The 13,466-nt window shown below is 42.3% G+C and carries 13 protein-coding genes, 1 rRNA gene and 1 riboswitch; all 14 genes read right to left on the reverse strand.

Going from position 1 to position 13,466, the window contains the following annotated elements:
• Position 1: 1 nt before the first annotated feature.
• The 14 genes from purH to rrf all read right to left on the reverse strand — a co-directional run bounded on the left by purH (position 2) and on the right by rrf (position 13,395).
• The gene (gene purH, locus J7E67_RS20030) at positions 2 to 1,540 is read right to left on the reverse strand and encodes a bifunctional phosphoribosylaminoimidazolecarboxamide formyltransferase/IMP cyclohydrolase (RefSeq protein ID WP_214718619.1); all 1,539 of its coding nucleotides are present in this window, start codon (positions 1,538 to 1,540) and stop codon (positions 2 to 4) included.
• Complete coding sequence (gene purN, locus J7E67_RS20035) at positions 1,515 to 2,117, reverse strand: phosphoribosylglycinamide formyltransferase (protein WP_214718618.1); 603 nt, start codon at positions 2,115 to 2,117, stop codon at positions 1,515 to 1,517. The genes purH and purN overlap by 26 nt, the downstream gene beginning before the upstream one ends.
• Positions 2,114 to 3,148 (reverse strand): phosphoribosylformylglycinamidine cyclo-ligase, encoded by a 1,035-nt coding sequence (gene purM / locus J7E67_RS20040; RefSeq protein ID WP_214718617.1) that lies wholly within the window; start codon positions 3,146 to 3,148, stop codon positions 2,114 to 2,116. Before purM ends, purN begins: the two co-directional genes overlap by 4 nt.
• A gap of 15 nt (positions 3,149 to 3,163) precedes the next feature.
• The gene (gene purF, locus J7E67_RS20045; RefSeq protein WP_214718614.1) at positions 3,164 to 4,576 is read right to left on the reverse strand and encodes an amidophosphoribosyltransferase; all 1,413 of its coding nucleotides are present in this window, start codon (positions 4,574 to 4,576) and stop codon (positions 3,164 to 3,166) included.
• Complete coding sequence (gene purL, locus J7E67_RS20050; RefSeq protein WP_214732721.1) at positions 4,552 to 6,777, reverse strand: phosphoribosylformylglycinamidine synthase subunit PurL; 2,226 nt, start codon at positions 6,775 to 6,777, stop codon at positions 4,552 to 4,554. Before purL ends, purF begins: the two co-directional genes overlap by 25 nt.
• Positions 6,761 to 7,444 (reverse strand): phosphoribosylformylglycinamidine synthase subunit PurQ, encoded by a 684-nt coding sequence (gene purQ / locus J7E67_RS20055; protein WP_214718611.1) that lies wholly within the window; start codon positions 7,442 to 7,444, stop codon positions 6,761 to 6,763. Before purQ ends, purL begins: the two co-directional genes overlap by 17 nt.
• Positions 7,441 to 7,695 carry a phosphoribosylformylglycinamidine synthase subunit PurS gene (gene purS, locus J7E67_RS20060; RefSeq protein ID WP_214718608.1) on the reverse strand — a complete coding sequence of 85 codons (255 nt, stop codon included), beginning with the start codon at positions 7,693 to 7,695 and terminating at the stop codon, positions 7,441 to 7,443. The genes purQ and purS overlap by 4 nt, the downstream gene beginning before the upstream one ends.
• Positions 7,688 to 8,401 (reverse strand): phosphoribosylaminoimidazolesuccinocarboxamide synthase, encoded by a 714-nt coding sequence (gene purC / locus J7E67_RS20065; protein ID WP_098934681.1) that lies wholly within the window; start codon positions 8,399 to 8,401, stop codon positions 7,688 to 7,690. Before purC ends, purS begins: the two co-directional genes overlap by 8 nt.
• Positions 8,402 to 8,505: 104 nt before the next feature.
• A complete protein-coding gene (gene purB / locus J7E67_RS20070; protein WP_214718606.1) occupies positions 8,506 to 9,804 on the reverse strand; it encodes an adenylosuccinate lyase in 1,299 nt (432 codons plus the stop codon).
• 3 nt (positions 9,805 to 9,807) lie between these two features.
• The gene (gene purK, locus J7E67_RS20075) at positions 9,808 to 10,956 is read right to left on the reverse strand and encodes a 5-(carboxyamino)imidazole ribonucleotide synthase (RefSeq protein ID WP_214718667.1); all 1,149 of its coding nucleotides are present in this window, start codon (positions 10,954 to 10,956) and stop codon (positions 9,808 to 9,810) included.
• On the reverse strand, positions 10,949 to 11,437 hold the full coding sequence (gene purE / locus J7E67_RS20080) for a 5-(carboxyamino)imidazole ribonucleotide mutase (protein WP_088085138.1): 489 nt from the start codon (positions 11,435 to 11,437) through the stop codon (positions 10,949 to 10,951). Before purE ends, purK begins: the two co-directional genes overlap by 8 nt.
• A gap of 114 nt (positions 11,438 to 11,551) precedes the next feature.
• Positions 11,552 to 11,653: riboswitch (purine riboswitch) on the reverse strand.
• A gap of 95 nt (positions 11,654 to 11,748) precedes the next feature.
• Entirely contained in the window at positions 11,749 to 11,946 is a 198-nt protein-coding gene (locus tag J7E67_RS20085) for an NETI motif-containing protein (RefSeq protein ID WP_214718666.1), read from the reverse strand.
• 27 nt (positions 11,947 to 11,973) lie between these two features.
• On the reverse strand, positions 11,974 to 12,834 hold the full coding sequence (locus J7E67_RS20090; RefSeq protein ID WP_214718604.1) for a mechanosensitive ion channel family protein: 861 nt from the start codon (positions 12,832 to 12,834) through the stop codon (positions 11,974 to 11,976).
• Between the two features lie 444 nt (positions 12,835 to 13,278).
• A 5S ribosomal RNA gene (gene rrf / locus J7E67_RS20095) occupies positions 13,279 to 13,395 on the reverse strand.
• Positions 13,396 to 13,466 lie beyond the last annotated feature (71 nt).

Below are 13,466 nucleotides of genomic sequence, written 5' to 3' on the forward strand. Positions count from 1 at the left end.
TTTAATGTTTGAAATGTCTAACTCCTGTAAACACCATTGCAATTCCATATTCATCTGCTTTTTTAATTGAATCCTCATCACGGATGGATCCGCCTGGCTGAATAATTGCCGTAATTCCAGCTTTCGCCGCTGCTTCAACGGTATCGTCCATTGGGAAAAAGGCATCTGATGCAAGAGCCGCTCCCTCAGCCTTTGTACCAGCTTGCTTCAACGCAATTTCAGCTGCACCTACTCGGTTCATCTGTCCAGCACCAATACCAATTGTCATATCCTCATTAGTAACCACAATCGCATTTGATTTCACATGCTTGACAACTTTCCAGCCCAGCTTTAATGCTTCCCATTCTGCATCTGTCGGTTGTCTTTTCGTGGCAACCGTGACGTTCGCATCTTCTAATGTATAACGGTCTTGCTCTTGAACTAACAATCCGCCTTCAATCGTTGTCATTTTTAACTCTGGTTTTTTAACATCATTAAATGGAATGGTTAACAGGCGAAGATTCTTTTTCCCAGTTAAAATCGCTAATGCTTCCTCTGAGAAGGAAGGCGCAATGATGATCTCTAAGAAAATTTCATGAAGTTTGCTTGCTGTTTGGGCATCTACTTCACGGTTAAAAGCAATAATTCCTCCAAAAATTGACACAGGATCCGCTGCAAATGCTTTTGTAAAGGCATCATACCCTGTTTCACCTGTTCCAACACCGCATGGGTTCATATGCTTTACGGCGACAGCCGCTGGTCCTGCAAACTCTTTAACAATCTGCAGGGCTGCATCCGCATCGTTGATATTGTTATAAGATAGCTCTTTTCCATGAAGCTGGACGGCATTCGCAATCGAGAATGTCGAACCAAGTGGCTTTTTATAAAAAGCTGCTTGTTGGTGTGGATTTTCCCCATAACGAAGAGACTGTTTTAATTCATATGTTACTGTTAATGTCTCTGGGTTTTTTTCTTCAGCCAAATGGGTCATATACTCCGCAATTAAGGCATCATAGGCTGCAGTGTGGCGGAACACCTTTGCTGCAAGCTTTCTTCTTGTTTCAAACTTCGTTTCACCATCTGCTTTTAATTCAGCAATTACGGTCTCATAGTCAGTTGGATCGACCACAACAGTGACATATTGATGGTTTTTGGCAGAAGCACGAAGCATCGTTGGACCGCCGATATCAATATTTTCAATCGCATCAGCAACTGTAACATCTGGTTTTTCGATTGTTTGCTGGAAAGGATAAAGATTGACGCAAACCAGTTGAATTGCTTGTATTCCATGCTCGTCTAGCTGTTGTTGATGCTTTACATCATCCTGTTTTGCAAGCAAGCCGCCATGGATCAATGGATTTAATGTTTTCACACGACCTTCTAAAATTTCCGGAAAATTAGTTACATCACTAACACTAAGAACAGGTATACCCTGCTCTTGAAGAGCCTTTTTCGTGCCTCCTGTGGAAATAAGTTCATATCCTAGGCTGACTAAATCCCTTGCAAATTCAGTTATTCCATTTTTGTCAGAAACACTAATTAGCGCGCGCTTTTGTGTCATTGATTACATCTCCTTGTGTCAATAGCATTTGCAGTACGGATGGATAAAGTTTATGTTCGCTTTTCTGGATTTTCTGCTGTAGGCTATCTCTTGTCTCATTTTCGTCGAGTCGAACCCGCTCCTGAATAATGATTGGACCCGTATCCATTCCCTCATCAACAAAATGGATGGTGACACCGCTCCACTTCGCTTGAGCAGCCAACGCCTGCCCAATCGCATCTTTGCCAGGAAAAGCTGGAAGGAGTGACGGGTGGATATTGACGATTCTTCCTTTATACTCAGCTAACAATTTCGAACCAATCAAGCGCATGTATCCGGCAAGGACAATAAATTCTACACCAGAGGTCTTTAATTGAGCTAAAATTTCTTCCTCATAATGTTCCTTACTAGTATAGTCCTTTGCGGTAAAAACAAAACTCGGGATTTTTGCTGCTCTTGCTCTTTCAATCGCAAAAGCACCCGGTTTGTCGCAAACTAAAAGAGAAATATTTGCATCAAGATGGCCTGCTTGAACTACATCAATAATGGCCTGGAAATTGCTTCCGCTCCCTGATGCAAACACAGCTATCTTTTTCATAGGCGGCCACCTTGAGCCTTGATGTTAATTCCTTCATTCCCAGTTACCACACCAATTTCATAAGCGGTCTCTCCAGATTGGTTAAAATGTTCTAACAGGTCAGCTGCATTTTCCGGATCCACAGCAATCACCATGCCGATACCCATGTTAAAAATATTATACATCTCTTGGTAATCAATTTGTCCATGAGAAGATAGTAGTTTAAAAACAGGTGGGATATCCCAGCTTTTTTCATACAACTCAGCACCAAGACCCGCTGGCAGCATGCGCGGAATATTTTCAATAAATCCGCCGCCTGTTATATGAGCCATACCTTTTAATTGGAACTTTTTCAACGCGGACAAAATCGGTTTCACATAAATTTTTGTAGGCTTGAGTAACTCTTCTCCTAATGTACACCCGAGTTCATCAACAAAATCAAGTAACGACCAGTCATTAAATACTTTTCTTACAAGTGAATAACCATTACTGTGAATACCGCTCGATGCTAAGCCAATCAGCACATCACCCGCTTGAATCGTTTCGCCCGTGATGAGCTGCGATTTTTCACAGGCACCAACCGTAAATCCGGCTAAATCATACTCCGTTTCACTATACAATCCAGGCATTTCAGCTGTTTCACCGCCAACCAGCGCACAGCCAGCCTGCTCACAACCATCGGCAATTCCTTTGACAATTGCCTCAATTTTTTCAGGCTCCGCTTTTCCACAAGCAATGTAATCTAAAAAGAACAAGGGCTCTGCACCCTGTACAACAATATCATTAACACACATCGCGACTGCATCGATTCCAATCGTATCATGCTTATCCATCCAAAAAGCAATCATCAGTTTCGTGCCCACCCCATCGGTGCCTGACACCAAAACTGGTTCTTTTAATTGTAGTGCAGATAAATCAAACATACCGCCAAATCCGCCCAAACTGCCAAGGACGCCAGCCCGGGCTGTTTTTTGAACATGCTTTTTCATTCTCTCTACTGCTTCATAGCCTGCTTCAATATTGACTCCTGCTTGCTTATACGCATTTGCCACGCTGCTCGCCCCTTTCTACTTTTGGTAATAATATTGGAGTGTGTCAGGGTAAATTTCGGTTGGGTAATTTCCGGTAAAACAGCCAAGGCAATAACCGCTGGTGCCGTCCCCATCTTTTCTACCAATCGCTTCGATCATTCCCTCCACGCTAATAAACGTTAGCGTGTCCGCACCAATCAGTTCTCTCATTTCTTCAATCGATTTATCAGAGGCAATCAATTCTTCCTTCGTAGACGTATCAATTCCATAGAAGCACGGATTTTTAATCGGAGGAGAAGTAATGACAACGTGAACCTCTGTTGCTCCTGCATCTTTTAGCATCGTGACAATCCGCCTGCTTGTTGTTCCTCGAACAATCGAATCGTCCACCATCACGACTCTCTTTCCTTCTACTACGCCACGTACAGGGGAAAGCTTCATTTTTACCCCTTGCTCTCGTAACGATTGAGAAGGCTGGATGAACGTCCTTCCGACATAGCGGTTTTTGACTAATCCCATTTCATAGGGAATTCCCGTTGCTTCCGCATAACCAATCGCAGCTGAAATACTAGAATCCGGTACACCTGTGACGACATCCGCCTCAAACGGGGCTTCAACTGCCATTCTTTTCCCGAGGTTTTTACGGGCGGTATGAACGTTGATTCCTTGAATGTTACTGTCCGGTCTTGAAAAATAAATATATTCCATCGTACAAATAGCTTTCGTTGTACTTACAGCGAATTGTTCAGAAGTTATCCCCTTATCATTGATAATTAATAGTTCCCCGGGGCGAATATCGCGAATATATTCCGCACCTACTACATCAAAAGCACAGGTTTCTGATGCAACAATATAGGCATCACCAAGGCATCCGAGCGAAAGAGGTCTTAAGCCGTGCGGATCAAGTGCCACCATTAATTCGTTTTCTGTCATAATAAGGTAGGCATACGCCCCTTTTAACATCGAGAGTGCGTTTTTGGCACGGTCCCTTGAATCAGTGTAGCCGCTTCTCTTCATTAAGTGAGCTAATACCTCGGTATCAGAGCTGGTTTGAAAAATACTCCCTTGAGCCTCAAGCTGATGTTTTAATGAGTTCACATTAACTAGGTTGCCATTATGTGCAAGGGCAAGACTTCCCATTTGTGAATGAAACAAGAGCGGCTGAACATTTTCGTACCCGCCGCCGCCTGCTGTTGCATACCGAACGTGTCCAATCGCTGCAGTACCTGTCAATTCCTTCATGGCACTAGCCGTAAAGATTTCGGACACGAGCCCTTCACCCTTTACGCCTTTTAACTTACTTCCATCAGATACAACAATGCCTGTTCCTTCCTGGCCGCGATGCTGAAGGCTGTGAAGTCCGTAATAGGTAAGCTGTGCTGCGTCTACATGTCCCCAAACCCCAAAAATTCCACACTCTTCATTTAATCCCTTGATTTCAGGTAACATGGGATCGCCCCTTTCCAGGCATCTTTTAATTCTTCAATTGAAGCTTCAAGTACGGTTGACTCACCCATTGTGATTTGCAATTTAGCTGTATCATTCACTAAACCGATTTGTACTGCGTCTACTAAGCTTTCAAATTCAAGCTTATCTTCTTCTTTTACCGACAAAAGGAAACGAGACTGTGTTTCACTGAATAAGGCAGAAACTAGGTTTCCCGCTATTTCTACTTCCGCTCCAAGCTTTTCATTCGCAAAAAGACATTCAGCTAACCCAACGGCTAAACCGCCTTCTGATAGGTCATGAGCTGATTGAACCAATCCTGCACGAATCGCAGCTAGGACCTGATTCTGTCTTTCTTTTTCAATCGTTACATTTAATTCAGGGGCTTTACCGAAAACCTTTCCGTTCAGAAGCTTTTGCAGTTCACTGCCGCCGAATTCATCCTTTGTCTCCCCGACTAAATAAATAAGGTTGCCGCTATTTTTAAAGTGCTGTGTCGTAATATGATCAATATCGGTTACTAAACCAACCATCCCGACGACTGGTGTTGGATAGATCGCTGTTCCACTTGTTTCGTTATATAAAGAGACGTTTCCACCAATTACCGGAGTCTCAAGAACACGGCAGGCTTCGCTCATGCCATCAGCAGCTTTTTCAATCTGCCAGAACACTTCTGGTTTTTCCGGGTTTCCGAAATTTAGGTTGTCTGTAATCGCTAATGGTTCCGCACCAGAACAAACAATATTGCGGGCTGCTTCTGCCACGGCGATCTTCCCACCCATTTCTGGATCTAAATAGACATAGCGGGAATTACAATCCGTTGTCATCGCTAATGCTTTCCTTGTTCCACGAATTCTAACAACGGCAGCATCTGATCCTGGGGAAACGACTGTATTTGTACGCACCATGTAATCGTACTGCTCATACACCCATTCCTTACTTGCAACGGTTGGCTGACGTAAAATTTGTAAAAGCGTTTCTTTCACATCATCTACCTGTGGAATTTCGTTCTCCATTGTTTGGAATTCCTTAAAATAGCTTGGTTCTTTTGACGGTTTTTGGTAAACCGGTGCATCTTCCGCTAACGCATCAGCCGGAACGTCCGCAACGATTTCCCCGTTATGAATGAGACGAAGCTGTTTATCGCTAGTTACTGTCCCGATACCAACTGCTTCAAGTCCGTATTTTTCAAAAAGCTCGACAATTTCTTGTTCTCTACCTTTTTTCACGACGATGAGCATCCGTTCTTGGGATTCAGACAGCATCATTTCGTAAGCAGACATCCCTGTTTCCCGCTGTGGAACCAAGTCTAAATTCATTTCAATTCCCATTCCTGCTTTACTGGCCATTTCCGCAGATGAGCTGACAAGTCCCGCTGCACCCATGTCCTGAATGCCGACAAGTGCATCAAAATGAATTAATTCTAAGCAGGCTTCAAGCAGTAATTTTTCCATAAATGGGTCGCCTACTTGAACTGCAGGACGATCCTCATTGGATTGTTCCGTTAATTCCTCGGAAGCAAAGGTCGCACCATGAATACCGTCTCGGCCAGTTTTAGCCCCAACATACATAACAGTATTGCCTTCACCATGTGCTTGCCCTTTTTTGATGTCCTTATGGTCAATTAGTCCAACACACATGGCATTGACTAGCGGATTTCCTTCATAGCAAGGGTCGAATTGGATTTCGCCGCCAACTGTTGGAATTCCAATACAGTTGCCATAGCCGGCAATCCCTGCAACGACCTCTTTAAATAAATAGCGTACCCGGGCGGAGTCCAGTTCACCAAAGCGAAGCGAGTTTAACATAGCGATTGGTCTTGCTCCCATCGAGAAAACATCGCGGATAATACCGCCTACGCCGGTTGCTGCTCCTTGATATGGTTCAATAGCTGATGGGTGATTATGACTTTCTATTTTAAAAACAACAGCCTGTTCATCGCCGATATCTACGATACCCGCACCTTCACCAGGTCCTTGTAAAACTCGTTCCCCTGTAATCGGGAACTTTCTAAGAATCGGCTTTGAATTTTTGTAGCTGCAATGTTCCGACCACATGACGGAAAATAAACCTGTTTCGGTATAATTCGGTGTACGTCCAAGAATGTTTTCAACCATTGCAAATTCTTCGTCGGACAAACCCATTTGCTGATATATTTTTTCTGCTTTGATCTGGTTAGGATTTGGTTCAAGCGTTGACAACATGTGCTTCCCTCCAAGTTTTCACAATCGATTGGAACATTTTCAGTCCATCGGCGCCGCCTAATAGTTCATCTACTGCTCTTTCCGGGTGAGGCATCATCCCAAGAACGTTTCCTTTTTCATTGGTAATTCCAGCGATATCAGCAAGACTACCGTTCGGATTTTGATTATAGGTAAAAACAATTTGATTATTTTCTTTCAACTTCGCAAGTGTTTCCTCGTCACAATAGTAATTTCCTTCACCGTGCGCAACAGGGACAACAATAGATTCCCCTTTGCTGTATTCAGACGTAAACATCGTCTGATTGTTTTCGACTTTTAACTCAACAGGCTTACAAATAAATGAGAGGCTTTCGTTTCGTCTCATAGCCCCTGGAAGTAACCCTGCTTCGAGCAGAATTTGAAATCCGTTACATACTCCAAGAACCGGCTTTCCTGCTTCTGCCGCTTTGATGACTTCTTTCATAACATTACTAAATCTAGCAATAGCTCCAGTGCGCAAATAGTCACCATAAGAAAAGCCGCCTGGAAGCAAAATTCCATCAAATTCTTCTAAGCTTTCAGAATCATGCCAAACATATTCAACTTGCTCTCCAAGTTCATCTTGAATGGCATGGAACATATCAACGTCACAATTTGATCCAGGGAAGACGATTACCGCAAATTTCACAGAGTAACACACTCCTCTACTTCGTAACGGTAATCTTCAATGACCGGATTAGCTAAAAGGTTGGTACAGATTTCATTGATCACTTCATTAATATCCCGATCTGATTTTTCAATCGTTAACTCCATATATTTACCGATTCGGACATCGGCTACTTCCTTATAGTTTAGAGAATTTAACGAGTTGGTTACTGCTTTCCCCTGTGGGTCTAATACACTTTCTCTTAATGTGACAAATACCTTTACTTTATACATGCTGACGTCCTCCCAATCTCGCTAAAATATTTTCGTAAGCATCTGTTAAACTTCCTAAATCACGGCGGAATACATCCTTATCGAGCTTTTCATTGGTTTCTTTATCCCATAGCCTGCAGGTGTCGGGGGAAATTTCATCGGCAAGTAATATTTGACCGTCCTTGTCTTTTCCAAACTCTAGTTTAAAATCGATGAGACGTATGCCAAGTTCATTGAAGAAGCTTGATAAAACTGTATTAATTTGAAGTGCTTTTTCTCGTAAAATTGCTGCATCCTCTTCAGTTGCAACTTGCAGTTCAAGGATGTGATCTAATGTTACAAGCGGATCTCCAAGTTCATCGTTTTTCAGGTAAAACTCAACAATCGGCGTCGATAACTCGCGGCCCTCTTCAATTCCCAATCTATTTGCAAGGCTTCCTGCCGCAATATTTCGAACAACTACTTCAAGCGGAATGATGGTTACTTTTTTCACCAATTGTTCTATTTCAGATATACGCTCGATAAAGTGGGATTCAATTCCCTGTTCTTTAAGTTTTAAAAATAACAAACTAGTAATCTCGTTATTTAAACGGCCTTTTCCTGTGATGTCAGCCTTCTTTTGTCCGTTATAGGCAGTTGCTGAATCCTTATACTCAACCAAAACAATCTGTTCGTCGTCTGTTGCATAAATTCGTTTCGCTTTTCCTTCGTATAAAGGTTTTTTCATTGTAGAAACGCCTCCTATATTGCAATATTGGGAATCTTCTTACTAGGCGAGGGGCATGAGTGCCCCAGCTCTCGCCTTTTTTTATGTTTTAGTCACATGTCCCTTTACTCATTCAACCCTAAGCGGTCAAAAATTGTATCTACATGTTGAAGATGATAGCTATAATCAAAACAATCGGCAATTTCAGCACTGGATAGCAGCGAAGTAATTTTATCCTCTGCTTCAATTAAGCTGCGGAAAGGAACTTGTTTCTCCCATGCTTCCATCGCCTTTGGCTGTACTGTGTCATAAGCTTCTTCGCGTGATAGCCCCTTATCAATCAGTGCAAGCAACACACGTTGGGAATAAATCAACCCGAGGGTACGATCCATGTTGCGCTTCATATTCTCCGGATAAACGGTTAGGTTCTTCACAATGTTACCAAAGCGGTTCAACATATAATTCAAAGCAATCGTGGCATCCGGTAAAATGATCCGTTCCGCAGATGAGTGAGAGATATCACGTTCATGCCAAAGCGGTACATTTTCGAAAGCCGTCATCATATAGCCGCGAATCACTCGGGCTAAACCAGTCATATTTTCCGAACCAATTGGATTTCGCTTATGCGGCATTGCCGAAGATCCCTTTTGTCCCTTTGCAAAAAACTCTTCCACTTCACGAGTTTCACTCTTTTGCAGTCCGCGAACCTCAACAGCGAATTTCTCAATAGAAGTTGCAATCAAAGCAAGCGTCGACATGTAGTGGGCATGGCGGTCGCGCTGCAAGGTTTGCGTCGAAATCGGCGCCCGTTGCAACCCTAATTTTTCACAAACATACTGTTCTACAAACGGATTAATATTCGCGTATGTCCCTACCGCACCTGAAATCTTTCCGAACTCAATACCCTCGGCCGCTTGTCTAAAGCGCTCCAAGTTCCGTTTCATTTCTTCATACCAAAGGGCAAGCTTTAAACCAAATGTGGTCGGCTCCGCATGAACTCCGTGCGTCCGTCCCATCATTACCGTTAATTTATGTTCCTTGGCTTTATTTTTTAATATCTCAACAAAGTTTTCTAAGTCTTTTTGTAAAATCGCATTGGCCTGCTTTAATAAATAAGAAAGGGCCGTATCAACCACATCTGTTGACGTTAGGCCGTAATGGACCCATTTCCGCTCTTCCCCTAATGTTTCAGAGACAGCTCGGGTAAAGGCAACCACATCGTGCCGTGTTTCCTCTTCAATCTCTTTAATGCGGTCAATATTAAAAGAGGCATTTTCACGAAGTTTCTTAACATCTTCCTTTGGAATATCCCCAAGTTCCGCCCATGCTTCACATGCAAGGATTTCCACCTCAAGCCAAGCATTAAAGCGGTTTTCCTCCGTCCAAATAGCTCCCATTTCCGGTCTAGTATAACGATCAATCATGTTTTATCCCCCGATCTTTTCTTTTGTTTTTTTCCAGATGCTACTTTCATTAATTTCCGCAAGAGCCGCTTCGACACTCTCTCGCAAAATCGTCACATGGCCCATTTTCCGTTTGATTTTTGGTTCTTTTTTTCCATATAAATGAATCTTCCAGTCATTCAAAGTCGGAATTTCCTCATATAGGTTTTCAAGATGCTCTCCTAATAGGTTAACCATAACTGCCGGTTTTAATAGCCCCGTATTCCCTAGCGGCCAATTACAGATCGCACGGATATGCTGCTCGAACTGTGACGTTTCACAAGCTTCAATTGAGAAATGACCAGAGTTATGCGGCCGTGGCGCCAATTCATTAATATAAATGGTTCCATCACTAGTCAAAAACATTTCGACAGCAAGCGTCCCGACTAATTGTAACGAATCGGCCAGCTTCTTTGCCAGTTGAATAGCTTCTCTTTGTAAAACTTGTGAAATTCGTGCAGGAACAATCGTCGTATCTAAAATATTTTCTTCATGAATGTTTTCAGCGACTGGAAAAAATGTCGTTTCACCATCAGGCTTTCGTGTCACAATCACAGATATCTCTTTTTCAAAGGGAATCCATTTTTCTACTACACAGGCACCATGTTTTAGAAGGGGTTCCCCTTTCGATAAATCCTGAGGTTCCCTAATCACCAGCTGGCCTTTTCCGTCATAACCGCCTCTTGCCGTTTTCAGGACAGCCGGGTAACCGATGGTGTTAATTTTTAAAAATAAATCCTCCATGCTGTTAACTACTTCATATGGTGCAACATCTACCCCAGCTTGTTGGATAGCTGCTTTCTCCTTAATCCTGTCCTGCGTGACCGTTAACAGCCGCGGCCCTTGCGGCACATAAGCTTGATCACATAACCAGTCTAATGTATCTGCATCAATGTTTTCAAATTCATATGTGATGACATCACTAACTTCTGCTAATTTACCGATGGCTTTGCGATCATCATAAGCCCCAATGACTTCAATATCTGCGACTTGTCCGCACGGAGAATCTTCCGTCGGTTCTAATACCGCAATTCGAAAGCCTTGAGCCTTTGCCGCTAGAGCCATCATACGACCAAGTTGGCCGCCGCCGATAATTCCTATCGTTGCTCCTGGTAAAATCGTTTTGTTAGACAAGTTGATCACTACTTTCCAGTACCTCTTGTTTAGTTGCTTCTCTTCTTGCTTCTAATTTTCCAGCTAATTCAGCGTCACCCGTTGCTAAAATTTGTGCAGCTAGTAAACCTGCATTCACTGCACCCGCTTTACCAATCGCGACTGTTGCTACAGGTACACCACCCGGCATTTGGACGATAGACAACAATGAATCCAATCCCTTTAATGCCTGTGTTTGTACGGGAACACCGATGACCGGCAAGATGGTTTGTGAAGCTACCATTCCGGGAAGGTGGGCCGCACCGCCGGCTCCGGCAATAATCACCTTTAAACCTCTATCTCTGGCTTCCTTCGCATATGTAAACATCAAATCAGGTGTCCGATGGGCTGATACCACTTTTTTTTCATAAGCAATTTCTAACTGGTCGAGAACCTCACAAGTATATTTCATTGATTCCCAATCCGATTTACTCCCCATGATAACTCCAACAAGAATGGACATCGCTAATCCTCCTTTTTTACCTAAATAAAAAGCCCGTAACAAATAGCTTCTCATGAAAGAGAAAGCCATTTGTTCGGGCATAACAATAGAAAGGGGCCAGCCCTTAATCTACCGAACATATTGACTTTCCCTCATAGTCCAATAATTTACGGTTATTGGGTAGAAACTTATGGGCCATATCCCCATGGATATACGAGGGTAAAGATAAATTGTTTGTTGTTTAAATCACTTCTATATCTTACAATCATCTCATTTAGGTGTCAACCAATTAATCGAACAATATTTTTAAATAACAGTATATTGTTCGTGTTTTACTCTATTAATGTACCTTCAAAGATAATTTGGCGTGCTACGGGCTCATAAATTGTTTCACTGCCTTTTTTTATTTCTTGAAAAATTGGCTTTTCCGTGCGGCGTACAGGCGTATATCCCAACGTTTTCATTCTATTCAAGCATTCCTCAATACTTTCATTTTCATGTACCTCAAATTGCATTTTCTTTTTACCCATTGACACTAATTACCTCTCTTTCCACCTTTAATTTCTCTCTCTAAGTAAGACATTTTCAGCCTGTCTTAATAACATAGTGTCTTCGGCCAATTTTATTTCGTAATCAAACAGGGTTTGAGCAATAATCCTTCTTGCTCCTTTTGCTGCATCCCAGTAATAGGCATCATCCACAAGACCCGTTACCGTGTATTCTATCCCTCGATAACCCGAATTGATCGTAGTCATCCCATATACTTCAAACGGTTCAATTGCACAATTGGAGTGGTCTAACTTTAAACATGGTTTGTGAACCTCATTAATTTTTTCACAGGCAATCTCAAGAATCTCAAACACCCTTTCAGGATTTTCCCGATAGCTTACCACTACTCTTTCAATCACACGCATTTGATCGATATTAAAATTGTGAATCTGTTTTACTTCTCCATTGCTTATCGTTAAAACCTTTCCATTCCATTCTCGAATCTTTAAGAACCTTAATCCTATATCCACAACCGTTCCATTAAAGGTATTATTGATTGTGATAAAATCGCCTTTATGCAGCTGCTTTTCATAAATTAAGAAAATACCTGAGAGAATATCTTTGATTAAGCTTTGCGCCCCAAATCCAACGATTACCCCGACAACCCCTGCCCCGGCAAGAATTCTTCCAAAATTACTTACATATTGAGATATCGCAAAAAAGATGAAACTAATCGTAACTGTGTATTTTGTTAAAGAGCGGATCATGCTTTCAATCGTTTGCTCTTTTCGTTCCTCAATGAAATGAGTTTTTAGAAAGAAATTATGAACCGTTTTATTTATGATAAAAACAATGACCCTTGCAATAACAGCAGCTATTAGAATACTTATCAGTTTATAGTGATGCAGCAATTCCATCCAATCCATCATATCACCCACTTGTCTTCCAATCATACTTAGTGTTTACAATGTTTGATGTTACAAACAATTAATGGAAAAATAATTTTACGATAGACTTTTTTCCTGCTCACTTGTGAGATTTTGTCCTTTGAAACCCTCAGAGTGACCGTTCAGTGTATTTTTCTTCGAGCATGGGCACTGTGATCTCCTCAGAGTGACCGTTCGGTCCTTTTTTCTTCGAGCACGGGCACTGTGAACTCCTCAGAGTGACCGTTCAGTCCTTTTTTCTTTGTGTGCGGGCGCTGTGAACTCCTCAGAGTGACCGTTCGGTCCTTTTTTCTTCGTGCATGGGCACTGTGAGCCTTAAGATCGGACACTTATCCTTACTCCCTGGTTTACATCACCATAAATTAATAATCACAATTATTTTCTCCACATAACAAAAAAACAACCATTACTGGTTGTCTTAGATTTGCCTGGCAACGTCCTACTCTCACAGGGACGCGTGTCCCAACTACCATCGGCGCTGAGAAGCTTAACTTCCGTGTTCGGTATGGGAACGGGTGTGACCTTCTCGCCATTGCTGCCAGACTATTTTGTTGAGGTATCATTCCCTCAAAACTAGATAATGCAGAAGAAGTTTGTAAAAACGAGTATACCTT

The organism is Bacillus sp. ISL-46 (genome assembly GCF_018613205.1).

Excerpts from the sequence above, each read along its gene's own strand:
- purE (WP_088085138.1), bottom strand. The coding sequence starts at position 11,437 with ATGTCCATTCTTGTTGGAGTTATCATGGGGAGTAAATCGGATTGGGAA.
- purF (WP_214718614.1), bottom strand. The coding sequence starts at position 4,576 with ATGTTACCTGAAATCAAGGGATTAAATGAAGAGTGTGGAATTTTTGGG.
- purS (WP_214718608.1), bottom strand. The coding sequence starts at position 7,695 with ATGTATAAAGTAAAGGTATTTGTCACATTAAGAGAAAGTGTATTAGAC.
- J7E67_RS20090 (WP_214718604.1), bottom strand. The coding sequence starts at position 12,834 with ATGATGGATTGGATGGAATTGCTGCATCACTATAAACTGATAAGTATT.
- purL (WP_214732721.1), bottom strand. The coding sequence starts at position 6,777 with ATGTTGTCAACGCTTGAACCAAATCCTAACCAGATCAAAGCAGAAAAA.
- purH (WP_214718619.1), bottom strand. The coding sequence starts at position 1,540 with ATGACACAAAAGCGCGCGCTAATTAGTGTTTCTGACAAAAATGGAATA.
- purC (WP_098934681.1), bottom strand. The coding sequence starts at position 8,401 with ATGAAAAAACCTTTATACGAAGGAAAAGCGAAACGAATTTATGCAACA.
- purN (WP_214718618.1), bottom strand. The coding sequence starts at position 2,117 with ATGAAAAAGATAGCTGTGTTTGCATCAGGGAGCGGAAGCAATTTCCAG.
- purB (WP_214718606.1), bottom strand. The coding sequence starts at position 9,804 with ATGATTGATCGTTATACTAGACCGGAAATGGGAGCTATTTGGACGGAG.
- J7E67_RS20085 (WP_214718666.1), bottom strand. The coding sequence starts at position 11,946 with ATGGGTAAAAAGAAAATGCAATTTGAGGTACATGAAAATGAAAGTATT.